This window comes from Streptomyces erythrochromogenes, assembly GCF_036170895.1.
GTDB lineage: Bacteria > Actinomycetota > Actinomycetes > Streptomycetales > Streptomycetaceae > Streptomyces > Streptomyces erythrochromogenes.
The window spans coordinates 655831-681733 of sequence record NZ_CP108036.1 but is presented as its reverse complement, the minus strand read 5'-3'; the positions used below and the strand labels follow the sequence as shown (position 1 = coordinate 681733).

The following is a 25903-nucleotide window of genomic DNA, read 5'->3' as shown; positions in this document are numbered from 1 at the left end:
GACCGCCGCGCCCGTGGAGCCCTACGTGGCGGCCGCAGGCGGAGCCGTCGGGTGGGGTTCGCCCGGTCCGGCGGGGAAGGGGCCGCGCCCCAACTGCTCCCGTACCGGGACGACCTCGGGGCTGACCACCGTCCGGCGCTGCCAGTTGGCCCCGTCCACGACCAGGGTGTGGCCGGTGACGAACCGGGCGTACGGCGAGGCCAGGAAGGTCGCGGCCCAGCCCAGCTCGCGCGGCACCCCGACCCGCAGCGCCGGCTGCCGGGCGTCCTTGGCGCCGGGCGCGGCACGCTCCAGGCCGCCGCGGATGTCCGCGGTCATGTCCGCGTGCGGGAACAGGCCCGGGACGAGCCCGTTGATCTGGATGCCGTACGGGCCCCACTCCACGGCGAGGGTCTCCACGAGGTTCTTCACCCCGGCCTTGGCGGCGGCGCTGTGGGCGAAGCCCGGCCCGCCCGTCCAGGCGTACGAGGCGCCGATGTTGACGATCGACCCGGGGGTGCCGGCGGCGAGGTGGCGGCGGCCGAACTCGCGGGTCATGAACCACGTGCCGGTCAGGGTGATGTCGACGACCGCCCGCCAGGCGTTGGGGGACAGGTCCTCCGCCGGGGAGGGGAAGTTGGCGGCCGCGTTGTTGACCAGGACGTCCGGCAGCCCGAGCGCCGCCTGCGCCGCGTCGAAGACCTCCGCGACCCGCTCGGGGTCCCGGATGTCGCAGACGGCGGCGGTCACCCGGCCCGCGCCCGGTACGGAGGCCAGCTCGTCCTGCGCCGCCTTGAGCGGCTCGGGGCGCCGGCCCGCGATGAGCAGATCGGCGCCGAGCCGTGCGAACTCGGTTGCCACGGCCTTGCCCAGCCCGGTGCCGCCGCCGGTCACGAGGACCACCTGCCCCGCGTACGTACCGGGGGGCAGGGCGGCGGCACCGAGCGGCGGCGGCGCGGGCAGGCCGCGCTGAGGTTTCTCCATGTGCCCATCGATAGCGCGCGGGCGCTCAGATCACCATCCCCGGGGAGACCTGCGACCGTCCGAGAGGGCCTAGCTGCCGGGGTTGTACGCCTGCTCGGTCGCGCAGGTCCAGATCACCGGCTTGAGCTTGCCCTTCGCGTTCACGGCCGCCCCGCCGACCCGGTCGGCGTCAGAGACCGCGTCGGCCGTGCTCGCCCCGCCCGCGGCCAGCCGCGGCAGGGCCTTGACCGGGCCGGAACCGGCCCGCAGCAGGGCCTGGTCCGGCAGGGTCATCTCGTCCGGGTGGAACTTGGCCGTGCCGACGGTGAGGTTCGTGGTCGGGCTGATCGCCTCGAACGTGGCGTACGGGTGCGAGCTCAGACCCCCGGGAGAGGTGCCGGGGCCGCCGACCGGAGGCTCCCAGACCCACGTGCGGTACTCGTACCACGGTCCGGACCAGTCGTAGCCGACGATCCGGCCGCTCTCGTCGAGGTCCTGGACGTAGCTGTCGTTCATCGTGGGATCCAGCAGCCGGGCGGCGCCGCCGTCCCCCGGCCACAGCACCGGGTGGGTGCCCTCCAGGTGCGCGCCGGTCTCGGGGACCTCGTAGTCCTGCGTGGCCATGCCGAGGATGTCGCCGTGGTTGTTGATGCCGGTGACCATCGTGATCCGGGTCCCCGGGCCGGCGTCGGCCGGGACGGGCAGCTCGCGGACCTTCTGGCCGTCCTTCCAGACGGCACCGGGCCCGCTGTCCGAGCGGGACACCACGTACCCGGCGTCGTTGACGTCGGCCTCGACGTCGTGGCCGTAGCCGTCCGGCAACCGGGTGATCGCCGCTGCGCCCACCTGGTAGGTGAAGAGGGAGTGGCCGACGGAATCGTGGACGACGCCCACCATCAGGCCGTGCGCGTTGACGGCGATCACCTGGCCCGACGCGTTCGGGTCGGCCAGCGGCACCCGGTGCACCGTGGTGCCGGTCCAGTAGACGGGCTTGTAGCCCGATACGCCGACGGCGAGGCCGTCCGCACCGAAGTCGTAGACGCCTTGGCTCTGCGGCATGTCGCGGTGGTACGACTCGTCCCCGATCGAGCCGAGCACCTGGATCTTCGGCGCGCACTTCGCGTCGGTCGCCGCGGCGGCCGGTCCGGCCGCGGTGACCAGGCCGGCCAGAACGATGGCGGCTCCGGCCGCGGACATGCTTCTTCTCATGTGGTGGTCCCCCCTGGACAGGTGCAGTTCCCCGTTGAGTCATGACACGTGCACGCCACATATTGCCTGATGGTGTGGTGAATGTGGCCTGAAATGACGCGTGTTGTTTCGGGCCGGGCGCCTTCCGCGCCCGGCGGCGGTTCACAGGAGGGCAAGCGACCGCTTAGTATGCGCCCGGAGCGTGATTCCTCACGGCGGCTGGAGGCCCCGGATGCAGGCATGGCGAGTACGTACCCCCGGCGAGCCCCGTGAGGCCATGCGCCTCGAAGAGGTTCCCGAACCGGTCCCCGGCGAGGGTGAGGTGAGACTCCGGGTGCTCGCCGCCAACGTCAACTTCCCCGACGCGCTGCTCGTCCGCGGGCAGTACCAGATCAAACCGCCGCTGCCCTTCACCCCCGGTGTCGAGATCTGCGGCCAGACCGAGGACGGCCGCCGCGTCATCGCCACCCCGAGCCTGCCGCACGGCGGGTTCGCCGAGTACGTCACCGCGCCCGTCCGCGCCCTGCTGCCCGCCCCGGACACCCTCGACGACGCCGAGGCGGCCGCCCTCCACATCGGCTACCAGACCGGCTGGTTCGGCCTGCACCGCCGCGCCCGCCTCCGGGCCGGCGAGACCCTCCTCGTGCACGCGGCCGCCGGCGGGGTCGGCAGCGCCGCCGTCCAGCTCGGCAAGGCCGCCGGGGCCACCGTCATCGGGGTCGTCGGCGGCAAGGCCAAGGCCCGCACCGCCGAGGAACTCGGCTGCGACCTGGTGATCGACCGTTCGGCGGAGGAAATCGCCCCCCGCGTCAAGGAGTTCACCGGCGGACGCGGCGCCGACGTCGTCTACGACCCGGTCGGTGGCGACGCCTACACCGCCTCCGCCAAATGCGTCGCCTTCGAGGGCCGCATCGTCGTCGTCGGCTTCGCGAGCGGCACCATCCCCGCCCCGGCCCTCAACCACGCCCTCGTGAAGAACTACTCCGTGCTCGGCCTGCACTGGGGCCTGTACGCGGCCAAGGACCCGGCCGCCATCCTCGCCTGCCACACCGAGCTCACCCGGCTCGCCGCCGAAGGCGCGGTCAAACCGCTGGTCAGCGAACGCGTCCCGCTCGCAGCCGCCGCCGACGCCGTGCAACGCCTCGCCGACGGGACCACCACCGGCCGCCTGGTCGTCGTACCGGACCCGGACGGGGCCGCCCGATGACCGCCGACGCCGCCCCCACCACCCCCGACGCGCTGCGCGCCCGCACCCGGGAACTCCTCGCCGCGCACCCGCCCGCCGGCACCGGCCGCACCGAGTTCCTCCGCGCCCGCTTCGACGCCGGACTGGCCTGGGTGCACTACCCCGAGGGCCTCGGCGGACTCGGCGCACCCCGATCCCTCCAAGCCGTCGTCGACGCCGAACTGGAAGCCGCCGGCGCCCCCGACAACGACCCGCGCCGGATCGGCATCGGCCTCGGCATGGCCGCGCCCACGATCCTCGCGTACGGCACCGAGGAGCAGAAGCGGCGCTTCCTGCGCCCCCTGTGGGTGGGCGAGGAGGTCTGGTGCCAGCTCTTCAGCGAACCCGGCGCCGGATCGGACCTCGCCGCGCTCGCCACCCGCGCCGTCCTCGACGAGGCCGCCGGCGAGTGGACCGTCGACGGCCAGAAGGTCTGGACGTCCAGCGCCCACAACGCCCGCTGGGGCATCCTCGTCGCCCGCACCGACCCGGCACTGCCCAAGCACCAGGGCATCACCTACTTCCTGTGCGACATGCACGACCCCGGCGTCGAGGTCCGGCCGCTGCGCCAGATCACCGGCGAGGCCGAGTTCAACGAGGTCTTCCTCACGGGCGTCCGCATCCCCGACACCCACCGCCTCGGCGCCGTCGGCCAGGGCTGGGCGGTCGCCCGCACCACCCTCATGAACGAGCGCGTCTCCATCGGAGGCATGCGCATCCCCCGCGAGGGCGGCATGATCGCACCCGTCGCCGCGGCCTGGCGCGAACGCCCCGAACTGCGCACCCACGCCCTCCACCAGCGGCTGCTGGAACTGTGGGTCGAGGCCGAGGTCGCCCGCCTCACGGGGGAGCGGCTGCGCCAGCAGCTCGTCGCCGGCCAGCCCGGTCCCGAAGGCTCGGGCATGAAGCTGGCCTTCGCCCGGCTCAACCAGGAGATCAGCGGCCTGGAGGTCGAACTCCTGGGCGAGGAAGGCCTCCTGTACGAGGACTGGACCATGCGCCGGCCCGAAATCGTCGACTTCACCGGCCGCGACGCCGGCTACCGCTACCTGCGCGCCAAGGGCAACAGCATCGAGGGCGGCACGAGCGAAATCCTCCTCAACATCGTCGCCGAACGCGTCCTCGGCCTGCCACCCGAGCCGCGCGACGACAAGGACCTCGCATGGAAGGACCTGTCCCGATGACGGCACCGACAGCGCCGGCGGCCCCGGCCGACCTCCTCTACTCCGAGGCCGAGGAGGAGCTGCGCGCCGCAGTACGCTCGCTCCTCGCCGACCGGTGCGACGCCAAGGGGATCCTCGCCCGGGCCGAGACGGGCCGGCCGCACGACCCGGCCCTGTGGCACACCCTCGCCGTCGGGATCGGCGCGGCGGGGCTCCTCGTACCCGAGAAGCTCGGCGGGCAGGGGGCGGGGCACCGCGAGGCGGCCGTGGTGCTCGAGGAGCTCGGCCGCGCCGTGGCACCCGTTCCCTACCTCACGAGCGCCGTGCTCGCCACGGAGATCCTGCTCGCCTGCGACACCGCCGAAGCCGCCCCGCTGCTGGCGGAACTGGCCTCGGGACGCACCGTCTGCGCCCCGGCCGTGCCGCTGACCCTCGCCCCCGGGGCCCGCCTGCCGGCCCCCGTGCGGGACTCCGGCGGGGGGATCCTGACCGGCACGGTCACCGCCGTGGCGGACGCGGCGGCCGCCGACGTCCTGCTCGTCCTGGCCGACACCGGGCTGTACGCGGTCCGTGCCGGGGAAGCCGGCGTGACCCCGCTCGTTCCGCTGGACCTGACCCGCCCGCTCGCCACCGTCACCCTGGAGGCGGCCCCGGGCACCCGCCTCGCCGACCCGGCCACGGCCCGGGCGGCCGTCGCCGGAGCGCTGCTCTCCGCCGCGGGACTGCTCGCGTCCGAGCAGGTCGGGCTGGCCGAGTGGTGCCTGACCGAGACGGTCGGACACGTCAAGGGCCGCTACCAGTTCAACCGGCCCGTCGGCTCCTTCCAGGCCCTCAAGCACCGTCTGGCGCGGCTCTGGCTCGACGTGGCCTCCGCCCGGGCGGCGGCCAGGGCAGCGGCCGACGCCCTCGCCACCGGAGCCCCCGACGCGCCCCTCACGGTCGCCGTCGCCCAGGCCTACTGCTCGGGGGTGGCCGTTCGCGCCGCCGAGGAGTGCGTCCAGCTCCACGGAGGCATCGGCATGACGTGGGAACACCCCGCCCACCTCTACCTCAAGCGGGCCAAGGCCGACTCCCTCGCCCTCGGCACGGCCGGCCACCACCGCGGCCTGGTCGCCGACTTCGCGGAACTCCCGGCGCCCTAGGCGTATTGATCCGCGGTGTTGTTCACACGGCTGATCAATACACCTAGGCCGTCCCTCGCCGATCAGGGCGGGCGCGCGGCGGCTGCGTCCCGGGGCGGCGGGTACCAGACTGGACGCATGCCCGCCCCACGCCGGGCTCCGCCGCCGCGCAGCGCGGCGCGCCGTCCCCGCCGCCTCGCCCGGGCCATCGCGGCCGCGGTGGCCCTCTCGGCCCTCCCGTCCCTCGCCCCGGCGGGTCCGGCAGCCGGCCTGACCGTTGCCCGGGACGGTACGGACCCGCCCGCCGACCGTGCCTCCCCGGGCGACTTCGCCGGCACGGTGTCCCTCCCCGGCGGCCGCCGCGTCCACGTCGAGTGCCGGGGGACGGGGACGCCGACGGTGGTGCTGGTGTCCGGAGCGCGCGGCGCCGCGGACGAATGGACCCACGCCGTCGACCCCGCCCACCCGGAAACCACCCCGGTGCCGAGCACGTCCGCGGTGCTCCCGACGGTCGCCTCCTTCACGAGGGTGTGCGCCTACGACCGCCCCGGCACCACGAGGTTCGACGACGGGCCGAGCCCCACGACCGCGGTGCCACAGCCCACCACCGCGGCGGACGGCGCCGCCGATCTGCGGGCCGTGCTCGCCGCGGCCGGCGAGCACGGCCCCTATGTCCTGGTCGGAGCCTCATGGGGAGCGATGATCACCGCGCTGGCCGCGCGCACCGGCGACCCCCGGGTCGCGGGCCTGGTCACCGTCGACGGCGCCTCGACCCACCTGCGCGACACCCTGACACCGGCCCAGTGGTCGGACTGGATGCGCAAGATCGACGCGATGAAGGGCCCGGAAGGTCTCGAAGTACCCGACTACCCGGCCGGTGTCGCCGAGATCCGGGCCGCACCCCCGCTCGCCCGCCCCCTGCCCGCCGCCGTGCTCAGCTCCGACGAACCGTGGGACCTGCGAGTGGGTGACGGAGGTTCGACCTGGCCGGCCTGGTCGGCCGCCCAGAAGCGGCTCGCCGCCGAACTGCACGCCCGGCACGTGACCGACACCCACAGCGGACACGGGATCGCCGTGGAGCAGCCCCGAACCGTGTCGGACGCCGTGCGCGACGTGGTCGAGCGGGTACGCAACGGAGCAGAGAAGCAAGGGCGTTGACAGGACACCCCCGGCAGCCGACAGCCCGGGGGTCGTCCCTTCGGCCGAGGCAGCCGCGTCCGCCGTGGCCGGACGGCCGATGCGGCGGCGGCGCCCGGTACGGCAACCTCGACGGGTCGCCCCGACCCCCGCCCCGCCCCGTGAAGGAGGCGCAATGCTGCACGCCCTCTACCTGCTCGGCATAGCCGCCTTCGCGGCCTCCGGCGTACTGGCCGCGCACCGCGCCGGCATGGATCCCTTCGGCGGGCTCGTCCTGGCCTTCGCCGCCGCCATCTCCGGCGGCACCCTGCGCGACCTCGTCCTCGGCCGGCACCCGCTCTACTGGACGCACGACTGGCTGCTGCTCACCGTCATCGCCTCCGTCGCCGTGGAGACCATGCTCCACCTGCGCCGACGGCGCACGCTCCCGCGGCGCACCCTCATGGTCGTCGACGCCGTCGGCCTCGCCGTCGTCACCGTCATCGGCGCCCGCGCGGCCATCGACGCGCACGTCACTTCCGTCGCCGTCCTCATCCTCGCCGTACTGACCGGCGTCACCGGCGAGGTCGTCCGCCACGTCCTGTGCGGCGAGTTCCCGCCCCTGCTGCTGCACGAGGAGGTGTACGCGACCGCCGCGCTCGCCGGCGCCGCCGCCTACCTCGCCCTGCACACGGCCGGAGTCCCGGACACCGCCGACATCGCCGTCTCGGCCGGCCTGCTCTTCGCCCTGCGGATGGCCACGGTCTTCCGCGACCACCACCTGCCCCGCCTGCGGCACCTCGCCGACTGATCCCTATGCTCGCCGCATGACCGCCGTGATCACCCCGCTGTCCGCGACCGGACTGCGCACCCACCGCGACGAACTCGCCGCCCTCCTGCACGCCGTGGTCTCCGGCGGCTCCTCGCTCGGCTTCCTCGAGGGCCTCGACCACGAGGCCGCTGCCGCCTGGTGGGACTCCCTGCTGCCCGCCGTCGAGGACGGGTCCCTCGCCCTGTGGGTCTCCCGCACCGGCGCCGACGGCCCCATCGACGGCACCGTCAGCTGGTACCGGGAGTCCAAGCCCAACGGGCGCCACCGCGCTGAACTGCGCAAGCTCATGGTCCACCCGGCCTCCCGGGGCCGCGGCACCGCCCGTGCCCTCCTCGCGCACGCAGAGACCGAGGCGGTCCGCGCCGGGGTGCTGCTGCTCTTCCTGGACACCGAGACCGGCAGCGGCGCCGAGCGCGTCTACCGCTCCGCGGGCTGGACGGAGGCGGGCACCATCCCCGACTACGCCACCGACCCGGCGGGCCGGCTGCACCCGACGACCCTCTTCTACAAGCAGCTCGGCGCCGCCCACCGGTGACCTCGCCCGCCGCGCGGCGTTAGACCCGTAGCCGCCGGCCACCGAGCGAGGGAGACCGCATGTCCGCAGCAACCGCCGCCGCACCTCTGACCCGACGCGCCCTCCTCCGCGCGGCGTTCACCGCGGCCGTGCTGGCCGGTACGGGTGCGGCCCTGGCCCCCGTGCTGCGCGCCCGCCGGCCCCGGCAGACCCTCACCCCGGCGCCGCTGGCCGAGGAGGAGACGTACCGCGGCCGGCACATCGCCGTGGACGTCGCCGGGGTCCGCATCGACGGCCGCCCCCTGCACGTCATGCGCCGGGCCGACGGCAGCTACCTGAGCGGCATCAACCACTTCCAGTCCTATGCGACCCCACTGGAACTGGCCCGCGCCGCGGTCGACGAACTGGGCACGACCCAGCTGGCGTTCGCGGCCCCGCACCACGGCTGACAGACCCACGGGAACGGGAGGACCCCCGCTTTGCACGTCCGGCAGAACCAGAAGAACCTCACCAGCGCCCAGAAGAAGCGGTTCACCGCGGCGGTACTTGAGCTGAAGCGCAGCGGCGCCTACGACGCACTGGTGCGCACCCACGACAAGTACTTCGTGCCCGACCGCGACCGCAAGCTGCGCGTCGGGCACATGTCGCCGTCCTTCTTCCCGTGGCACCGGCTCTACCTGCTGGAGTTCGAGAAGCAGCTGCAGCAGCTCGACCCGGGCGTGTCCGTCCCGTACTGGGACTGGACCACCGACACCAGCCCCGTCTCCTCGCTCTGGGCGGACGACTTCCTCGGCGGCACCGGCCGTTCGACCGACCGCAAGGTGATGACCGGGCCGTTCGCCTACGACAAGGGCAACTGGACGGTGACCGTGGGCATCACGGAGTCCGCGTTCCTCACCCGCAACCTGGGCAGGCCGCAGAACCCGATCGCCCTGCCCACCCCGGCCGAACTCCAGTGGGCGATCGACGACCCGGTCTACGACGTCTCGCCCTGGGACTCCACGGCCACGGCGGGCGGATTCCGCAACAAGCTGGAGGGCTGGGCGGCCCCCAGGAGCGAGCGCTGGCGCAACCACAACAAGGTCCACCAGTGGATCGGCGGCCACATGACGGGCGGTACGGCGCCCAACGACCCGGCGTTCTGGCTGCACCACGCCTTCGTGGACCTGATCTGGGACCGCTGGCAGCGCAAGCACCCGCGCTCCGGCTACCTGCCCGCGGCGCCCCCGGCCGTCGGCGACCTCCAGCGCGGCCGGGTGATCGCCCTCGACGAGCCGATGCCGCCCTGGGACGTCACCCCGCGCGAGGTCCTCGGCCACCAGGGCCTGTACCGCTACGAATGACCCGCCCGCGGGGGCGCGGGGAGCCGCGGCCGGCAGGCACTGCAGGGCAGCAGGGCACAGGGGAAGGGCCCCCGCCGAGCGGCGGGGGCCCTTCGGTCGAACAGGATCAGTGGCCGTAGCCCGCATCCTCGGTGTGGTGGTCGCCGCCGCCCGACGCGTTGACGCAGGTGTTGCCGAACGCGGGGTTCAGCAGGCCGATCACGTTCACGGTGTTGCCGCAGACGTTGACCGGGACGTGCACCGGGACCTGGAGCAGGTTGCCCGACAGAACACCGGGGGAGCCGACCGCCGCACCGTGCGCTCCGGCATCGGCGACAGCCAGGCCCGCACCGGCGACCACGGCGCTACCGGTGACAGCGGTGATGGCGAATGCCTTCGCGATACGCGACATCAAGATCTCCTCGTGAGATATGGGGCGCCACAGAATCTGTGGCATTTGACATGGCATACAACGCGGGGAGGGCCGAGGGGTCACGGCCGCTGCTCCTACCCGGTGACGGGAAAGGCGACCGAGGTGAAGGAGGGCCGCACCTGAATGGCCTCTCCGGGCCGCAGCGCCCCGACGACCCGGCCCGTGCAGCGGCGCCCCTCGTAGAGGGTCGCCGAACCGCGGGTCGCGTTGGTGACCGCGCGGCCGCCGCCGCCCTCCGCCGCCACACAGCCCCGCGGCGCGGTGAGCCCGTGGACCCGGTCGTCCTGGCCGACGTACTGGAAATCCGGCCCCGCGGCATGGGCCGGACCGGCGATGCACGAGATGCCCGCCAGCAGCAGGGCGGGCAGAGTGTGGTGGATACGCAGGATTCGCATGCCCGTCCAACCGGGCCGGTCCCCGGCCCGGTCACGCCTTGTCACCCGTTGGACGGCTGTGCGAGCGTGCGGGACCGGTACCAGCAGCAGGAGGACGGGATGGGTGCAGAGGGCGTCGCCGCCGGCGTCGGCCGGCCGCGGGTCGCGACCGGGGCCGGCGTGGTCGAGGGCCGTACCGGGGCCGACGGGATCTCCGTCTTCCTGGGCATCCCGTACGCGGCCCCACCCGTCGGCACCCTCCGCCTGGCGCCACCCGCGCCTGCGGCCGCCTGGGACGGCGTGCGCGAGGCCGCGGCCTTCGGGCCGACGGCACCCAAAGTGCCCTACCCGCCCACGTTCGCGGCCCTGCTGCCCGACCCGGTGATCCCCGGCGACGACTTCCTGAACGTGAACGTCTGGACCCCCGAGCCGGCCCCCGGGGCCGGCCTGCCGGTCATGGTGTGGATCCACGGCGGGGCGCACACCCGCGGCTCCTCGGCCGTGCCCGTCTACGACGGATCCGCCTTCGCCCGCGACGGCGTCGTGCTGGTCTCCTTCAACTTCCGCCTCGGCGTCCTCGGCTACGGGCTCTTCCCCGACGCACCGGCCAACCGGGGCCTGCTGGACCAGGTCGCCGCCCTCGAATGGGTCCGCGACAACATCGCCGCCTTCGGGGGAGACCCGGCCCGCGTCACCCTCTTCGGCGAATCCGCCGGAGCCATCAGCATCGGCGCCCTCCTGGCTGCCCCCCGCGCGGCCGGCCTCTTCCACCAGGCGGTCCTGCAGAGCGGGGCTCCCGAGGCCCTGCCGCGCCCCCGGGTGCGGGCCATGGTCCGGCGGATGGCCTCGCTGCTGAAGGTGGAGGCCACCGCCGCGGCCTTCACCGCCGCTTCCCTGCCCGACCTGATGGCCGCCCAGGCAGCCGTCCTGCGCAGATCGGGCCCCCTCCTCGGTGGACCCGCCTTCGGCCTGGTCGTCGACCCGGACACGCTGCCCGTGGACCCCCTCGACGCCCTGACCGCCGAGGAGGGCCCGGCTTCCGGCGCGGTGCCGCTGCTGTTCGGATGGACCACCGAGGAGTACCGGCTCTGGCTCGCCCCGACCGGGGGCATGCGGCTGCTGGACCGGATGGGGCCGCTCGCCGTGGCACTGGCCCGCACCCGGACCGGCAAGGACCGGGCTGCCGTCGCTGCGCTGCGCACCGCCCTGCCGGCGGCCGGTCCGGCCGAGCTGGCCGGGCAGCTGTTCACCGACCGGCTGCTGCGCGATCCGCTGCGCAGGCTCGCCGGGGCCCGGCGGGCGGCGCCGAGCTTCCTGTACGAGTTCGCCTGGTGCTCGGGCGTCCCGGGGCTCGGGGCGTGCCATGCCCTGGAGCTCGGCTTCGTGTTCGACGCCCTGTCCGTGCCCGAGGCCGGGTGGCTGGCCGGGCGGGAGACCCCGCAGGAGCTGGCCGACGAGATGCACGGGGCGTGGGTGCGGTTCGCGACGACGGGCGACCCGGGCTGGGCGCCCTGGAACGGCGACGGCCCGCCGAAGGTGTTCGGCGGGCCGGAGCCGGAGCGGGCGGAGGAGCCGGCGGCTACTCGACCGGTCCTTCCATGACCTTGCTGATGTACTGGATCGGCCCCTCGCCCATGCTCGGGACGTAGGTCTTGGCGTTGTGCCGGCCGCCCGGGATCACCCGCAGGCTGGTGTGCACGGGCCCCTTGTTGCCGAAGGTGGAGACGAACTTCTGCACGTCCGGCAGGGTCTTCTTGTTGCTCTCGTTGTCGCCGACCTGGAAGGCGATGTAGACGTCCGGGCCCTTGGCGTCGATGAGCTGCTTGGCCAGCAGCTCCGGGTTGTTCTCGGCCTTCTCCTTGTCGTGGCCCTTCCACAGGGAGGAGTCCGGGACGATGTCCGGGCCGGAGGCGATCACGGCCTTGAACTTGTCCGGGTGCTTCAGCACCGCCTTCATGCCCGCGAACCCGCCGGTGGAGGAACCCATGAAGGCCCAGCCGTCACGGGACTTCACCGTGCGGAAATTCGCCTTCATCAGGTCCGGGACGTCCTCGGTCAGCCAGGTGCCCATCTTCGGCTGGCCGGGGATGTCGGAGCCGTCCCAGTAGACGCCCTTGTCGTCCGGGCCGGGATTGAGCACCGGCATGGCCAGCAGGAAGGGCTTGCTCTTCCCCTCCGCGTACCACTTGCTGATGCTGGTCTGCAGGCCGAGGTCGGTGCCCATCCAGTAGTTGCTCGGGTAACCGGCGCCGCCCGGGAGGGCGATCATGACCGGGAAGCCGCTCTTGGCGAACTTCGGGTCGTTGTACTCCTTGGGGGCCCAGACCCAGACCTTGCCCTTGAAGCCGGACTTCTTGCCGTCCAGGGTGGTCACGGCCACGTGCGTGCCGTCGGCCAGGGTCATCGAGTTCTTGAAATCGGCCGCCGGCCCGGTCGGCATCAGCATCTTGGAGCTCGCCGGCTGCTGGGACCCCGCGCCGCCCTGCCCGGAGCCCTTGCCGCCCCCGTCCTGTCCGAAGGACACCGCCGAGCCCTTGTCGGTGAAGGGGGGTATCTCGTAGTAGGCCATGACGCCGGCGGCTATGCCCGCCAGCGCGAGGACCGAAACACCGGCGATCAGCCAGCGCCGGCCCCGGGACCTGCGGCGCGGGGGCTCGGGCTGCTCCTGCTCCCACTGGCCCTGCGGCTGCTGCCCGTACGGCTGGGGCTGCCCGCCGTACTGCTCCGCGTAAGGGGACTGTCCGTGCGGCTGCTGCCCGTACGGCCGGCCGTACCGGTCGCCGTAGGGCTGCTGCGGGTTGTGCCCCTCCGGCCTGTAAGGCTGGTGCTGCTGCCCCTCGGGTGCGTACGACATGTGCGGTGGCTCTCCGGCTGGTGCTGCCCCCAGAGGGGCGGGTGGTCCGACGTTTCGGTTCTTCCGTTCGGAAGATGAACGAAAGTACGCCAGGGTTGCGCACTTTCCCTTCTCTTGGGGTTTCCTGGGGCAGCCCATTGCCCGGTGGCGGCGAGGCGGCGATCCGGTGGGCGCCCATGCCTGGCTCCTGCACGTGCCCCTGGGTAGGGTGCCCCCGCCCCGCTCCCGGAACGCCCACCCCGCCCGGAGTCAGCCGATGACCCTGCAGCGCCGGATCCTGATCTTCGCCGTCGCCCTCGCCGTGCTCACGACCGTGGGCCTGCTCGCCGTCCTGCGGGCCTCCTCCGCGGCCGGGCAGAAGGACCGGACCCGCGCGGACGGTCCCCGCACCGCCCCGGGCGACGTCTCGCTCGCCCCGGACGACGGGGGCCGGCGGATCGTCTTCCGGAACATGGCCTGGGGCCCGCACCGGGACGAGCTCACCGCGGTCCCGGCCGACGCGCCGGAGCGGGCGCGCACCGCGTCCGGGGTGAGCTGCCTGCGCTTCCACGCGGCCGGCGGCACCGGCATCTGCCTCCAGGCCGACAGGAGCGGGGTCCAGGACGGCTATCGGGCCGTCGTCCTCGACGCCCGCCTCCAGGAGGTCGCCGCCCGTCCGCTGGCGGGGATCCCCACCCGCGCCCGGGTGTCGCCCGGCGGGCGCCTGGCCGCCTGGACCGTCTTCGTCGGCGGGGATTCGTACGCGGGTACGGACTTCTCGACGCGGACCTCGGTGCTCGACCTGCGCACCGGCAGGTTCGACGCCTCTCTGGAGGACTTCACGATCCACAAGGACGGCAGGCCGTACCGCAGCTCCGACGTGAACTTCTGGGGTGTGACCTTCGCCGACGACGAGCGGACCTTCTACGCGACCATGGCCACCGGCGGCCGGACCCACCTGGTCCGCGGCGACCTGGCAGAGCGCACGGTGACCGCCCTGCGCGAGAACGTCGAGTGTCCGTCGCTGTCGCCCGACGGGACCCGGGTGGTGTTCAAGAAGCGGGTGGCGGGCCTGCCGGCCGAGGCGCCCTGGCGGCTGCACGTCCTGGACCTGGCCTCCGGCGCCGAGACCCCGCTCGCCGAGGAGCGCAGCGTCGACGACCAGGCCGTGTGGACGGACCGCGGCACGGTCGTCTACTCCCTGCCGGGGGACTTCGGCGCCGATCTGTACGCCGTACCGGCCGACGGGAGCGGAGCCCCCGCCCGGCTGATGGACTCGGCCCTCGCCCCGGCCTTCCTCGGATGAGGGAGCCGGGGCAGGACCGTTTTTCCGTTCTTCCGTCCGGCCTAGGCCGGGATCAGGGTCTTGCGGCGGCGCTTGCGCTGCGCCCCCGCCGACAGCCTCAGCTCGATGATCGACCGTACGGCCGGCCACTCCTCGTCGAGGATCGAGTAGAAGGCGGTACTGCGGACGGCGCCGTCCAGCCCCCGCGAATGGGCCCGGCGGACCCCCTCGCAAGTGAAGCCGAGGCGTTCCATCGCAGCCCGCGACCGGCCGTTGCGCGCATCGGCGCGCAGCGAGATGCGCCGGACACCCCAGGTCTCGAAGGCGTGGCGGAGCATGAGCAGCTTCGCCTCGGTGTTGATGCCGGTGCCCTGGGCGGTCGGGGACAGCCAGGTATTGCCGATCTCGGCGGCATCGGGGATCGCCGTCGCAGGATCGCCGAACGGGACGCCCGGCACGGCGGGCCACACCAGTGGCCCCTGCCAGTAGTCGAGTTCCAGGAACCGGGTCGAACCGACCACGCGCCCGTCAGTGGCTCTGACGATGGCGAACGGGAGCGATCGACCCGCGGCCTGATCGGCGAGGGCGCGGTCGATGTACTCGTGTGACGCCTGCACCCCATGGGGTACGGGGGTGAAGGCGTAAGTCGTACGATCCTCGGCACCGGCCACGGCCAGGGCCTCGGTGTGGTGGGGTGCGAGGGGCTCGAGCCGCACGGTGCGGCCCGCGAGGTGTACGGGTACGGGCACGGAGCCTTCGGTCCTTCTGGGCGGTGGGGTGGTTGCACAGTCTGCGTCCATGACGTCGCCCCCCGTGCAAAACACGAGTGAAAGGCAACCGGCTGTCGGGTGAACGCGAGTGGCTCAATGTAGCCCCTTAAAGTCCTCTCATGAAGCCCCAATTTGGCAATGGTGTGACGCTGGTTTTCGACGACTTGGGTCCCCGCGCCGGAGCGCCCGTAATCCTGATCCACGGACATCCCTTCAACCGCACGATGTGGGCCCCCCAGACGGCCGCCCTCACGGCCGCCGGATACCGTGTGATCACGCCTGACCTGCGAGGATACGGAGACAGTCCGGTCCTGCCGGGCAAGGTCCTGCTCGCCGATCTCGCGGACGATCTCGCCGCCCTCCTCGCCGGGCTGGGCATCGAACAGGTGGTCGTCGGTGGTGTGTCCATGGGCGGTCAGATCGCGATGGAGATGCGGCTGCGCCACCCGGGTCTGGTACGGGCCCTCGTGCTCTCCGACACCTCCCCGGCGCCCGAGACGGAAGCCGGGGCGAAACTGCGCCGGGAGACCGCCGAACGACTGGTCGCCGAGGGCATGCGGCCCTACGCCGAAGAGGTGATCGACAAGATGCTGGCGCCCTACAACGTGACCGGCATGCCCGGGGCCGCCGCCCGGGTCACGGCCATGATGTGCGCGACCGACCCCGAGGGCGCGGCCGCCGCACAGCGAGGCCGGGCCGAGCGCCCCGACTACCGGCCGGTGCTCGCCGGCGCCGCCGAGCCCTGCCTGGTGCTGGTCGGCGCCGACGACGTCTTCACCCCGGTCGCGGAGGCCGAGGCCCTGCACGCGCTGCTGCCGCACTCGGTCCTCGCCGTGATCGAGGGGGCGGGGCACCTGCCGGGGGTGGAGCAGCCGGAGGCCTTCAACCGGGTGCTGCTGGAGTTCCTCGCCGGCCTCTGAGCCGGTCGGGTCCGCAGGGCCCGCCGCGGGCCGTGGAGCCGTACTGTCGGGGGAAGATCACGTCGAGGAGGGTGCACATGCTGCGCGGTTTTGCGACGATCAACTTCTGGGCCGACGACCTGGAGGCGGCGAAGGCCTGGTACACCGAGGTGCTGGGGACCGCGCCGTACTTCGAGCGACCGGGGTACGCGGAGTTCCGCATCGGCGACTACCAGCACGAGATCGGCCTCGTCGACCGCCGTTACGCCCCGCCGGGCGCCGCCAAGGAGCCGGGCGGGGCGGTGGCCTACTGGGTCGTCGACGACCTCCCGGGGGTCCGCCGGCGGCTTCTGGAGCTGGGGGCCGAGGAGTACCAGCCCGTGACCGCGCACGGTGACGGCGGGTTCGTCACGGCGGCGGTCACCGACCCCTTCGGCAACGTGCTGGGGATCATGCGCAACCCGCACTACGTGGAGATCCTCGAAGGGGCGACGCCGGACCCCGCCTGACCGTCCTGGCGGTGACGTGAGCACGTCCATGCACGGAGCCTGAGATCATTCCCGGTATGGACGACGTACTGCGGCGACTGGCCGACGTGGGGCCCTTCTTCACCGTCGCGTACGGGCAGGAGCCGCCAGGGCCCGGCTACCGGCCGCTCACGGCGCTGTACAGCGGGCAACTCGTGCCGTACGTGGCCGAGGTGGGCCGCCGCATCGGCAGCGGACCCGGCAGGGTGGCCGCCTCGACCGCCCAGTTCGGGATCGCCTCCCGGCTGTGGTCGATCGGCCTGGGGTGCGCGGCCCTGGCCGGTCGGGTGCCGGACCTGGCCGCCGACCGGGTGTGGTGGCGGCAGCCGGACGAAGGGTCGCTCCGGCTCTGGCTGCCCGAGCCCGCAGGCCGGCCCGCCGAGGGCCTCGGGGAGTCGGTCCTGGGGAACCTGGCCCTGCTGGAGACGGCTCTGCGGGAGCGCTACGGGGTCTCCCCGACGGTCCTGCGGGGGAACGCCGCGTCCGGGCTGGTCGGCGCGCTGCGGGTGCTGATCGACCGGGTCCCGGGCGGCGCGGCCCCCGGGCTGGTGCGCGACCTGCTGGCCGAGGACGGCGCGCTCGCCGGCACCGGCGAGTTCATCCACGAGGAGGGGCTCGGCGTGGCCTTCGTACGGCGCAGCTGCTGCCTCTACTACCGGGTCCCGGGCGGCGGCGGCCTGTGCGGCGACTGCGTCCTGCGCACCCGGCGGAGTGGCTGAGCCGTCCGCGGGGGCCCGTTCGGAGCAGGGGAGGGCGCGGCGCACCGCCGGGCGCGGGGGTGCGCCGTAGCGTCCCCTGCATGACCGCAAGCACACCGCACCAGCCCGCGTCCCTCACCCGCCGCGCCGCCCTGACCGGGCTGGCCGCGGGAGCCGGGGCGCTCGCCGTCGGGAGCACCGCCTGCACCGCGGCCGCCGTGCCCGCGCCGTCCGCGCCGTCCGCGCCTTCCGCGTCGGCCTCGGATCCGGCGCCTGGAGCGATGAAGCTCTTCGCCGACCCCGGCTTCAACTTCGCGGGGCTGCTCGCCCTCGGAGCCGCCGGCATGCGCGCCTCCGAGGTCGGCGAGGTGCTCACCGCGGTCAACGCCATCAACGCGGCCGGTCTTTCGGAGCAGACGTACACCGACACCTTCCGGTCCTGGGGCGACAAGCTCGCCGCGCCGCCGGCCGCCGGGCGGGACGGCGGCGGGACACCGTCGCAGACCCGTCGCTTCCGCTCGCTGCGGGCGGCCCAGTACTACGCCCAGGCGCTGTTCTACGTACTGGGCACCGACGAGCCGGGTGACGAGGAGGCGGTCTACCGGGCGGGACGCAAGGCCTGGGACACCTTCGCGAGGCTCTGCACGCCGGCCGCCGTCACGGACAGCGTCCGGTGGGGCAGGACCCGGCTGCCGCTCTGGTTCTTCAGCCCGGACGGTCCCGCCGAGCGGCGCCCCACCGTCATCCTGACCAACGGCAGTGACGGGCAGAACCTCGACATGTGGACCTACGGCGTGTCCGCGGCCCTCGACCGGGGCTGGAACGCACTCGTCTACGACGGCCCCGGCCAGGGGCAGTTGCTGTTCGTGGAGGAGATCCCCTTCACCACCCGCTGGGAGACGGTGGTCAGCCCGATCGTCGACTGGCTGCTCCGGCGCGAGGACGTGGACGGCGACCGGATCGCCATCACCGGACTGAGCATGGGCGGCAACCTCGCCCCGCGCGCCGCCGCCTTCGAGCACCGGCTCGCCGCCGTCGTCGCGCAGCCCGGATGCCTCAGCCCCTGGCTCGGCTTCGACAAGGAGCTGCGCGACATCGTCACGCCCGACAAGGCGGAGACCAACCGGATCTGGAACGAGGAGGTCGTTCCGGAACTGACCCCCCAGCTGGCCTTCACCGTCAAGAAGCGCTTCGAGGTCTTCGACCGGCAGGCGCTGCGCCAGGCGCGCGGGGGCAAGGTCCTCACGGACCTGTGGACACCGGCTCAGGTGGCCATCGGTCTCGACATCACCAAGGTGGTCGGGCGGATCAAGGCCCCGACGCTCGTCCTGGACTACGACTTCGAGCAGTTCTACCCGGGCCAGCCGCGCGAGATGTACGAACTGCTCCGCACGCGGCGGGAGTACGTGAAACTGACGAAGGCCACCGGGGCGCAGTTGCACTGCTCCCCGATGGCCCCGCAGCAGCACTGCGACGTCGTCTTCGACTGGCTCGCCGACGTGCTCCAGCGCTAGTCGCTCATGTGCCCCAGCGGTTCAGGAGACCTCAGAAGGTGAGGTTCCAGGAGTCGATCCTGCCGGTGTCGCCGCCGGCGTTGTCGTTGACCCGGAGCTTCCAGGTGCCGTTCGCGACCTCGGAGGAGGCGTTGACGGTGTAGACCTGGTTGATGTTGTCGGTGCTGCCGCCCGAGCGGTTGTGGACCGTGTAGACGGTGCCGTCCGGGGCGATCAGGTCGACCTTGAGGTCACCGATGTAGGTGTGGACGATGTTCACACCGACCTTGAGGGTGGCCGGGGCGTTGCCGGTCACGCCGCTGACGGTGAGCGGGCTCTCCACGGTGGTGTTGTCACCGATGGCGAAGTCCGCGGTGTTCTCGAAGTACTTGCCGGGCGGCGGGGTGCTGCCGACCGCCTTGAGGGCGTCGACCTGGCCCTCGCCGAAGAAGCCGTTCTTCGCCGTGGTGCCCTTGCAGCGGCCGTCCGACGGGCAGGCGACGTCGTTGGCCTGGGTGGCCAGCTTGTCGCGCAGCTGCGCCGGGGTGATGCCCGGGTTGGTGCTGACCAGCAGCGCCGCCACACCGGCGACGTGCGGCGAGGCCATCGAGGTGCCGCTCATGGAGCCGTACTTGCCGCCCGGCAGGGTGCTGTAGATGCCGGTGGTGTCTCCGCCGGGGGCCGTGACGTCGACGACGTTCAGGCCGTAGTTGGAGTACGAGGCCTTCGCGGTGGTGCCCATCGCCGAGACCGTGACCACGCCCGGGAGCTCGGTCGGGATGTCCAGGCAGGCGTTGGTGATGGTGCGGGTGACCGGCGTCGAGTCGTTCGGGCTCTCGGTGTCGGTCGTCTTGTTGGCCAGGTCGAGGTTGGAGTTGCCGGCCGCCGCGACCTGCAGCGAGCCCTTGCCCTCCGCGTACTCCTGGGCGCGCTTGACGCCCTCGATGATCGCGGCCTGGTCGGCGTTGTCCGGGCAGTTGAACTGCCAGGGGTCCGTGTAGTAGCTGTTGTTGGTGACCTTGAAGCCGTGGTCGCCGGCCCACATGAAGCCGCAGACGGTGTTCTCGGCGAAGAACAGCGAGGAGTTCGGCTCGGCGATGCGCACCGAGGAGATCTTCACGCCCGGGGCCACGCCGATGACGCCCTTGCCGTTCTTGGCGGCGGCGACCGTACCGGCCACGTGCGTGCCGTGGGTGCCGACGTCGCGCCAGGCGCCCGTACGGGTGTCCGGCTTGCCGTACGCGCAGGACGCGGAGTCCGCGGCGTTGAAGTTCGGGGCCAGGTCCTGGTGCTGGTCGTCCACACCGGTGTCCAGGATGCCGACCTTGACGGACGCGGAGCCCGTGGTGACGGCCCAGGCCTGGTCGGCCTTGATCTGCGTCATGTCGGCGCGGACCGGCTCGCCCGAAGGAGTCGTGGACTGCGCCGGGTTGGCGGGCAGCGCCGGGTTGTAGGCGTCCGCCGGCACGTCGGAGGTGCGGGTGGCGCCGACCTGCTGGACCCCGCTGACGCCGCGCATGGTGGCGGCGAAGGAGGCGGACGCGGAGTGGGCGGTGATGACGCCGATCGCGTCGTAGTACTGGAAGACCGTTCCCCCGTTGGCGGTGACCGCGTTGCGGACCGCCGTGGTGTCACCGGGGGCGGTGATCACGAGGTAGGCGCGGGTGCCGGCAACCCAGGTCGCACTCTGGGAAGCAGGGGCCGCGGCCTTGGGCGCCGCCGCGGGAGCGGAGGCGGCGGAGCCGGACGGAGAGACCGGAGCGGTGCCGGCGAGCGCGGCGGGCGCCCCGAAGGCCAGGGCCGCACCGAGGGTGGCGGCCAGCACGAGGGTACGCCGAGGTCGGCTGGATATGTGGGGTATCAATGCGTCCTCCGTTGACCCGGTGGTCAGGCCGGGCCGTACGAAACAAGTGGTGGACGCAAGATGTCATGCACGCGGCCGGTTGCGGAAGTACCTTTTACAGCAGCGGGGTTCGCTTATCGGTGGCCGAATACCGACTATGGGTGCAAGTGCGGAGAATGCGGCGGGCCGGCCGGGCTGGGCACCGTGGGGGCGAGCCCTGCCCGGCCGGCCCGCGGGGGCGGACCGTCCGGGGGGAGGAGTCCTAGACCGGAACGCCGTCCTTGGGGTTGTGCGCCGGGACCGGCGCGGCGGTCGCGGCCGGGGCCGCCTCCGGAGCCGTGTCCGGTTCGGCCGGTTGCGTCCCGTGTCCGTCGTCGACCAGCGTCTTCTCGTCGAACGGCAGCCGTCCCGCCAGGACTTCGGAGGCCCGGTCGCGGTCGAACTCCCTCGTCCACGTCCCGATGAGCACCGTCGCGACCGCGTTGCCCGCGAAGTTCGTCAGGGCTCGGGCCTCGCTCATGAACCGGTCGATGCCCACGATCAGGCCGACCCCGTCGACGAGTTCGGGCCGGTGCGACTGGAGGCCGCCGGCGAGGGTGGCCAGACCCGCGCCGGTCACCCCGGCCGCACCCTTCGACGCGATGATCATGAACAGCAGCAGGGAGATCTGCTCGCCCAGGGCCAGCGGCGTGCCCATCGCCTCGGCGACGAACAGCGAGGACATCGTCAGGTAGATCGCGGTCCCGTCCAGGTTGAAGGAGTACCCGGTCGGCACCGTGATACCGGTCACCGGCCGCGAGACCCCCAGGTGCTCCATCTTCGCGATCAGCCGCGGCAGCGCCGACTCCGACGAGGAGGTCGAGAGGATCAGCAGGAACTCCCGGCCCAGGTAGCGCAGCAGGGCGAAGATGCTCACCCCCGTGCACACGCGCAGCAGCGTGCCCAGCACCAGGAAGACGAAGAGCAGGCAGGTCGTGTAGAAGCCGATCATGATGACGGCGAGGGACTTCAGCGCGTCGATGCCGGTCGCGCCGACCACCGCCGCGATCGCTCCGAAAGCGCCCACGGGAGCCGCCCACATGATCATCGCGAGCACCCGGAACACCAGCTTCTGCACGTGCCCGATGCCCCGCAGCACGGGCTCGCCCGCCGCGCCCATGGCCTGGAGCGCGAACCCGCACAGCAGCGCCACCAGCAGCGTCTGGAGCACCTCGCCGCCGGTGAAGGCGGAGACCAGCGTGGTCGGGATGATCCCGAGCAGGAACTCCGGGGTGCTCTCGGCCCCGCCCGCCTTGGCCTGCGCCTCGCCCGCGCTGCGCGCCGCCTCGGTCAGCTGCAGCCCGCTGCCCGGCTCCAGGAGGTTGCCGACCAGCAGGCCGATGGCCAGCGCCACCGTGGACATGATCATGAAGTAGCCGAGGGCCAGTCCGCCCACGGCGCCGACCTTGGCGGCCTTGCGTACCGAACCGATGCCCAGCACGATCGTGCAGAAGATCACGGGTGAGATCATCATCTTGATGAGGTTCACGAAGCCCGTGCCGAGGGGTTTGAGCTCCACGGCCACGCCGGGTGCGGCGAACCCGACCGCGATGCCGAGCAGCACCGCGGCGATCACCGCGATGTAGAGATAGTGCGTTCTGTCGCGCTTGGCGGCCACGATGCCTCCTGGTGGTGAAGTCGTCCGGGGAGACCATCACCCAGGGCTGTGACCCCGGTCACCCTTGCGTTCATTGAGTTCACGACCCGGTGCACACTGAGCGCCATGTTCCGCTTCCCTCGTCCGCCGCGCAGCCTCGCCGGCCAGCTCTTCGCCATGCAGGTACTGCTCGTCGCCGTGGTCGTCGCGGGCTGCGCCGTCTTCGCCTACGCCACCGCCCGGGGCCAGGCCGAGGAGGCCGCCCGGCGCCAGGCCGGGGCCGTGGCCCGCGCGGTCGCGGACTCGCCCTCCGTACGCGAGGCCGTGCGGGGAGCGGCGCGCGGGAACGACCCGTCGGTCGAGCTCCAGCCCTATGCGCAGAAGGTCCGCGTGGACTCCGGGGTCGACTTCGTGACGATCATGGCCCCGGACGGCAGGCGCTGGACCCACCCCGACCCGCGCCGGATCGGCGAGCCCTTCATGGGCAACACCGCCCCGGCCCTGCGCGGCGAGACCTTCAGCGAGACCTACACCGGCACCCTCGGCCCCTCCATCCGCGTGGTCACCCCGCTGGAGGACGGCGGCCGGATCGTCGGCCTGGTCAGCGCGGGGATCACCGTCCGCGCCATCAGCGACCGGCTCGGTGCGCAGCTCGCCGCGCTCGTCTGGGTCGCGGGAGGCGCGCTCGCCCTGGGCGGTGCGGGCACGTACGTCGTCAACGCGAGGCTGCGCCGCCACACTCATGGCATGAACGCGGCCGAGCTCAGCCGGATGTACGACTACCACCAGGCGGCCCTGCACGGGGTGCGCGAGGGACTGCTCATGCTCGACGGGCAGCGCAGGATCACGCTGATCAACGACGCCGGCCGCGAGCTGCTGGGCCTGCCGGGGGACGTCACCGGAACCGGGGCCGCCGACCTCGGGCTGCCGGCTCCGCTCACCGGTGTGCTGCTCGCCGACCGGCCCCGGGTGGACGAGGTGCACCTGACGGCGGACCGGGTGCTGGTGGTCAACAGCTCGCCGGTCGCAGGCGGCGGCCGCCGCGGCACCGTGGTCACCCTGCGCGACCACACGGAGCTGCAGGCGCTGACCGGCGAGCTGGACCACGAGCGGGGCTTCACCCAGGCGCTGCGCTCCCAGGCCCATGAGGCGGCCAACCGGCTGCACACCGTGGTGTCCCTCATCGAGCTCGGCCGGGCGCAGGAGGCGGTGGACTTCGCCACCGCCGAACTGGAACTGGCCCAGGCCCTCACCGACGAGGTGGTCTCCGCGGTGGGGGAGCCGGTACTGGTCGCGCTGCTGCTGGGCAAGGCCGCCCAGGCGCACGAACGGGGCGTCGAGCTCGTCGTCACCGCCGACAGCCGCAGCCTCGCCGACCTGGGCGGACTGCCGCCGGCCCGCGACCTCGTCACCGTGCTGGGCAACCTCATAGACAACGCCGTCGATGCGGTGACGGCCGTACCCGGTGCGCGGATCGCGGTCACGCTGCGGCCCGAGCGCGACGAGCTGCTGCTGCGGGTCGCCGACAACGGGCCCGGGCTGCCCGAGGGGGTGGACGTGTTCCGCCGGGGCTGGTCGGGCAAGGGGGAGGGCCGCGGACTCGGCCTCGCACTCGTCGCCCAGGTCGCGCAGCGCTACGGCGGCGCGGTGGTCGCCGCGCAGGGACCGGGCGGCGGCGCGGAGTTCACCGTACGGCTGCCCACGGCGCCCGAGCGGGCCGCGGACCGGTCCCCGGCCGCGGACCGGTCCCCGGCCGCGGACCGGTCCCCGGCCGCGGGCGGTCCGCGGTGAGCGGCACCGAGGTGCGCGTGCTGGTGGTCGAGGACGACCAGGTCGCTGCCGACGCGCACGCGCTCTACGTCGACCGGGTGCCCGGCTTCACGGCCGTCGGCGCCGTCCACTCGCTCGCCGAGGCCACCCGGGTGCTGGAGCGCACCCCGGTCGACCTGCTGCTGCTCGACCTCGGCCTGCCCGACGGGCACGGCCTGCGCTTCGCGCGCGGACTGCGGGCCGCCGGGCATCCGGTCGACGTGATCGTGGTGACGTCCGCCCGGGACCTGGCCGTGGTCCGCGAGAGCGTCTCGCTCGGCGTGGTCCAGTACGTCCTGAAGCCCTTCGCCTTCCCGACCCTGCGCGAACGGCTTCTGCGCTACGCCGAGTTCCGCGCGACGGCGGGGGAGGCGGCCGGCCAGGACGATGTCGACCGGGCGATGGCGGCCCTGCGCGCGCCCCGCCCGGCCGAACTCCCCAAGGGGCTGAGCGCGCCGACCCTGGACCGGGTCGCCGTCCTGCTGCGGGCCGCGCCCGAGGGGCTGACCGCGGCGGGGGCGGCCGAGGCGGCCGGGATCTCCCGGATCACCGCCCGCCGCTACCTGGAGCACCTGGTGGACACCGGCCGTGCGGACCGGACCCCCCGGTACGGCCAGGTCGGCCGCCCCGAACTGCACTACCGCTGGCTGGCGGCGGCCGGTTCGGTGTCGAAGGTGTAGAACTTGCGGTGGTCGAGCATGTCCGCCGGGGTCACGTTGCTCCACGGCCGCATGGTGTCGTTCAGGTCCACCACGTTCGTCGTGCCCGCGGCCGGCAGGTACGTGGACTGCGGGTGCTTGGCCTGCCAGTCCGCCCACAGCTTGTCGATGAAGGCGTGGTGCATCCAGAACACCGGGTCGTTGGGGGAGACCCCGGTGGACATCTGCCCGCCGACCCACACGTGCACCCGGTTGTGCAGGTTGGCGCCGCGCCAGCCCTCCAGGTGGTTGCGGAAGCCGTTGGAGGAGCTGTTCCAGGGGGCCATGTCGTAGACCGGCATGGCGAGTACGGAGTCCACCTCGGCCCGGGTCGGCAGCTGGGCGACGCCGGCGCCGAGGGCGCGTCGCAGGTACGGGCGCCCGTCCACGCGCACGTCTACGTTCCAGCGGCCCGTCGAGTAGGCGAAGGGCCCGTCGATGACCTGCCCGTCGCGGGCCCGCCCGGTGCCGCCGAGGAAGTCGGGGGCCCAGAGGGAGGAGCGGGTGGTGCGGTCCGCGGTCCAGTCCCAGTAGGGGATCGCGACGCTCGCGTCCACTTTCTGCAGCGCCTCCTCGAACTCCAGCAGGAAGCGGCGGTGCCACGGCAGGAAGGAGGGGGAGCGGTGGCCGACGCGGTCGCCCGAGTCGGTGTCGCTCATGATGAAGCCGTTGTGGGTGGTGACGAAGCGGTCGTAGCTGCCGTTGCGCTTGAGTTCCAGCAGTGCCGAGGTGAAGGCGCGCTTCTCGTCGGGGGTCAGCGTGGCCTGGTTCTTGCGGACGGTCATGCCGCACCTCCGAAGGGGACGAGGGGAGCGCCCTGGAGGTCGCGGACGGCGGCGCGGGCGAGGAGCTTGGGCTCGGCGAACGTCTCGTAGTGGTTGATCACGCTGATCCAGCTGCCGTCGGCGTTGCGCATGATGTGGAGTTCTCTGCCGTCTATTCGGACGGTGGGTTGGCCGGGTGAGTGGTGGCCGCCGTGGTGGCCTCCGCCGCCCATGGTGATCTGGATGCGGCGGCCCTGGTAGACCTCGTCGACCGTGCCCGGGGGTGTGGGCGCGGCGGGGGTCGCGGCGGCGCTCGTGGCGACGCTCGTTGCTGCAGCGGTCAGGCCGAGGACGGTGAGTGCACCGGCAGTTGTCCCCAGGGCCTGACGGCGGGTGATCTTGTTCATGCCCGAAGAAG

26 protein-coding genes are annotated in these 25903 nt (G+C 73.1%); 16 read left to right on the top strand and 10 right to left on the bottom strand.

The features are described 5' to 3' along the window. Positions 1–21: 21 nt before the first annotated feature. Both OHA91_RS03265 and OHA91_RS03260 read right to left on the bottom strand, forming a co-directional pair. On the bottom strand, positions 22–963 hold the full coding sequence (locus tag OHA91_RS03265; protein ID WP_328738530.1) for an SDR family oxidoreductase: 942 nt from the start codon (positions 961–963) through the stop codon (positions 22–24). Positions 964–1032: 69 nt separating this feature from the next. Next, on the bottom strand, positions 1033–2139 hold the full coding sequence (locus OHA91_RS03260) for a hypothetical protein (RefSeq protein WP_328738529.1): 1107 nt from the start codon (positions 2137–2139) through the stop codon (positions 1033–1035). Positions 2140–2362: 223 nt separating this feature from the next. Here OHA91_RS03260 and OHA91_RS03255 point away from each other — a divergent pair, with 223 nt between their 5' ends. The 8 genes from OHA91_RS03255 (at position 2363) to OHA91_RS03220 (ending at position 9444) form a co-directional block, all read left to right on the top strand. Beyond that, positions 2363–3337 (top strand): NADPH:quinone oxidoreductase family protein, encoded by a 975-nt coding sequence (locus OHA91_RS03255; protein WP_266495705.1) that lies wholly within the window; start codon positions 2363–2365, stop codon positions 3335–3337. Next, positions 3334–4539, top strand: coding sequence for an acyl-CoA dehydrogenase family protein (locus OHA91_RS03250; RefSeq protein ID WP_266495708.1), 1206 nt, complete (start codon positions 3334–3336; stop codon positions 4537–4539). Before OHA91_RS03255 ends, OHA91_RS03250 begins: the two co-directional genes overlap by 4 nt. Next, positions 4536–5660, top strand: coding sequence for an acyl-CoA dehydrogenase family protein (locus OHA91_RS03245; RefSeq protein ID WP_266495710.1), 1125 nt, complete (start codon positions 4536–4538; stop codon positions 5658–5660). The genes OHA91_RS03250 and OHA91_RS03245 overlap by 4 nt, the downstream gene beginning before the upstream one ends. Before the next feature lie 117 nt (positions 5661–5777). Beyond that, on the top strand, positions 5778–6797 hold the full coding sequence (locus OHA91_RS03240; RefSeq protein ID WP_328738528.1) for an alpha/beta fold hydrolase: 1020 nt from the start codon (positions 5778–5780) through the stop codon (positions 6795–6797). A gap of 154 nt (positions 6798–6951) precedes the next feature. Beyond that, a complete protein-coding gene (locus OHA91_RS03235) occupies positions 6952–7566 on the top strand; it encodes a trimeric intracellular cation channel family protein (protein ID WP_328738527.1) in 615 nt (204 codons plus the stop codon). 16 nt (positions 7567–7582) lie between these two features. Then, complete coding sequence (locus OHA91_RS03230) at positions 7583–8122, top strand: GNAT family N-acetyltransferase (RefSeq protein WP_266495718.1); 540 nt, start codon at positions 7583–7585, stop codon at positions 8120–8122. A 59-nt stretch (positions 8123–8181) separates the two neighbouring features. Beyond that, the gene (locus tag OHA91_RS03225) at positions 8182–8550 is read left to right on the top strand and encodes a tyrosinase family oxidase copper chaperone (protein WP_266495721.1); all 369 of its coding nucleotides are present in this window, start codon (positions 8182–8184) and stop codon (positions 8548–8550) included. Between the two features lie 30 nt (positions 8551–8580). Next, positions 8581–9444, top strand: a complete 864-nt coding sequence (locus tag OHA91_RS03220) for a tyrosinase family protein (protein WP_266495724.1) — start codon at positions 8581–8583, stop codon at positions 9442–9444. A 106-nt stretch (positions 9445–9550) separates the two neighbouring features. Here OHA91_RS03220 and OHA91_RS03215 read toward each other — a convergent pair whose 3' ends face one another. Both OHA91_RS03215 and OHA91_RS03210 read right to left on the bottom strand, forming a co-directional pair. Continuing rightward, complete coding sequence (locus tag OHA91_RS03215) at positions 9551–9835, bottom strand: chaplin (protein ID WP_266495727.1); 285 nt, start codon at positions 9833–9835, stop codon at positions 9551–9553. Between the two features lie 95 nt (positions 9836–9930). Next, complete coding sequence (locus OHA91_RS03210) at positions 9931–10251, bottom strand: hypothetical protein (RefSeq protein ID WP_328738526.1); 321 nt, start codon at positions 10249–10251, stop codon at positions 9931–9933. 99 nt (positions 10252–10350) lie between these two features. Between OHA91_RS03210 and OHA91_RS03205 the strand changes: the two genes are divergently transcribed. Continuing rightward, the gene (locus OHA91_RS03205; protein WP_328738525.1) at positions 10351–11832 is read left to right on the top strand and encodes a carboxylesterase/lipase family protein; all 1482 of its coding nucleotides are present in this window, start codon (positions 10351–10353) and stop codon (positions 11830–11832) included. On the opposite strand, the gene OHA91_RS03200 is transcribed toward OHA91_RS03205, so the two are convergent. After that, complete coding sequence (locus OHA91_RS03200; protein WP_328738524.1) at positions 11810–13084, bottom strand: alpha/beta hydrolase; 1275 nt, start codon at positions 13082–13084, stop codon at positions 11810–11812. The genes OHA91_RS03205 and OHA91_RS03200 overlap by 23 nt on opposite strands. A 256-nt stretch (positions 13085–13340) precedes the next feature. On the opposite strand from OHA91_RS03200, the gene OHA91_RS03195 reads away from it, so the two are divergent. Then, entirely contained in the window at positions 13341–14369 is a 1029-nt protein-coding gene (locus OHA91_RS03195; protein ID WP_328738523.1) for a TolB family protein, read from the top strand. 41 nt (positions 14370–14410) lie between these two features. Here the strand turns inward: OHA91_RS03195 and OHA91_RS03190 are convergent, their stop codons facing one another. Beyond that, the gene (locus OHA91_RS03190; RefSeq protein ID WP_030820224.1) at positions 14411–15097 is read right to left on the bottom strand and encodes a GNAT family N-acetyltransferase; all 687 of its coding nucleotides are present in this window, start codon (positions 15095–15097) and stop codon (positions 14411–14413) included. A 140-nt stretch (positions 15098–15237) separates the two neighbouring features. Between OHA91_RS03190 and OHA91_RS03185 the strand changes: the two genes are divergently transcribed. The 4 genes from OHA91_RS03185 (at position 15238) to OHA91_RS03170 (ending at position 18756) form a co-directional block, all read left to right on the top strand. Further along, entirely contained in the window at positions 15238–16038 is an 801-nt protein-coding gene (locus OHA91_RS03185) for an alpha/beta fold hydrolase (RefSeq protein ID WP_266495742.1), read from the top strand. Positions 16039–16115: 77 nt separating this feature from the next. Beyond that, positions 16116–16526: a VOC family protein gene (locus OHA91_RS03180; RefSeq protein WP_266495745.1), complete on the top strand. Its 411-nt coding sequence runs from the start codon at positions 16116–16118 to the stop codon at positions 16524–16526. 56 nt (positions 16527–16582) lie between these two features. Beyond that, a complete protein-coding gene (locus OHA91_RS03175) occupies positions 16583–17263 on the top strand; it encodes a (2Fe-2S)-binding protein (protein WP_266495748.1) in 681 nt (226 codons plus the stop codon). Positions 17264–17343: 80 nt separating this feature from the next. Then, positions 17344–18756, top strand: a complete 1413-nt coding sequence (locus OHA91_RS03170) for an alpha/beta hydrolase family protein (protein WP_328738522.1) — start codon at positions 17344–17346, stop codon at positions 18754–18756. A gap of 31 nt (positions 18757–18787) precedes the next feature. Here OHA91_RS03170 and OHA91_RS03165 read toward each other — a convergent pair whose 3' ends face one another. Beyond that, complete coding sequence (locus OHA91_RS03165; RefSeq protein WP_266495755.1) at positions 18788–20560, bottom strand: S8 family peptidase; 1773 nt, start codon at positions 20558–20560, stop codon at positions 18788–18790. A 280-nt stretch (positions 20561–20840) separates the two neighbouring features. Next, positions 20841–22235, bottom strand: coding sequence for a cation:dicarboxylate symporter family transporter (locus OHA91_RS03160; protein WP_266495758.1), 1395 nt, complete (start codon positions 22233–22235; stop codon positions 20841–20843). 156 nt (positions 22236–22391) lie between these two features. Between OHA91_RS03160 and OHA91_RS03155 the strand changes: the two genes are divergently transcribed. Together OHA91_RS03155 and OHA91_RS03150 are read left to right on the top strand one after the other, a co-directional pair. Next, entirely contained in the window at positions 22392–24005 is a 1614-nt protein-coding gene (locus OHA91_RS03155) for a sensor histidine kinase (RefSeq protein ID WP_328741062.1), read from the top strand. Beyond that, positions 24002–24703: a response regulator gene (locus tag OHA91_RS03150; RefSeq protein ID WP_266495763.1), complete on the top strand. Its 702-nt coding sequence runs from the start codon at positions 24002–24004 to the stop codon at positions 24701–24703. Before OHA91_RS03155 ends, OHA91_RS03150 begins: the two co-directional genes overlap by 4 nt. Here OHA91_RS03150 and melC2 read toward each other — a convergent pair. Together melC2 and melC1 are read right to left on the bottom strand one after the other, a co-directional pair. Continuing rightward, positions 24661–25506 carry a tyrosinase MelC2 gene (gene melC2, locus OHA91_RS03145; RefSeq protein WP_266495766.1) on the bottom strand — a complete coding sequence of 282 codons (846 nt, stop codon included), beginning with the start codon at positions 25504–25506 and terminating at the stop codon, positions 24661–24663. The two genes, OHA91_RS03150 and melC2, sit on opposite strands and share 43 nt — an antisense overlap. Next, positions 25503–25892 (bottom strand): apotyrosinase chaperone MelC1, encoded by a 390-nt coding sequence (melC1, locus tag OHA91_RS03140; RefSeq protein WP_266495769.1) that lies wholly within the window; start codon positions 25890–25892, stop codon positions 25503–25505. Before melC1 ends, melC2 begins: the two co-directional genes overlap by 4 nt. Between the last annotated feature and the right edge of the window lie 11 nt (positions 25893–25903).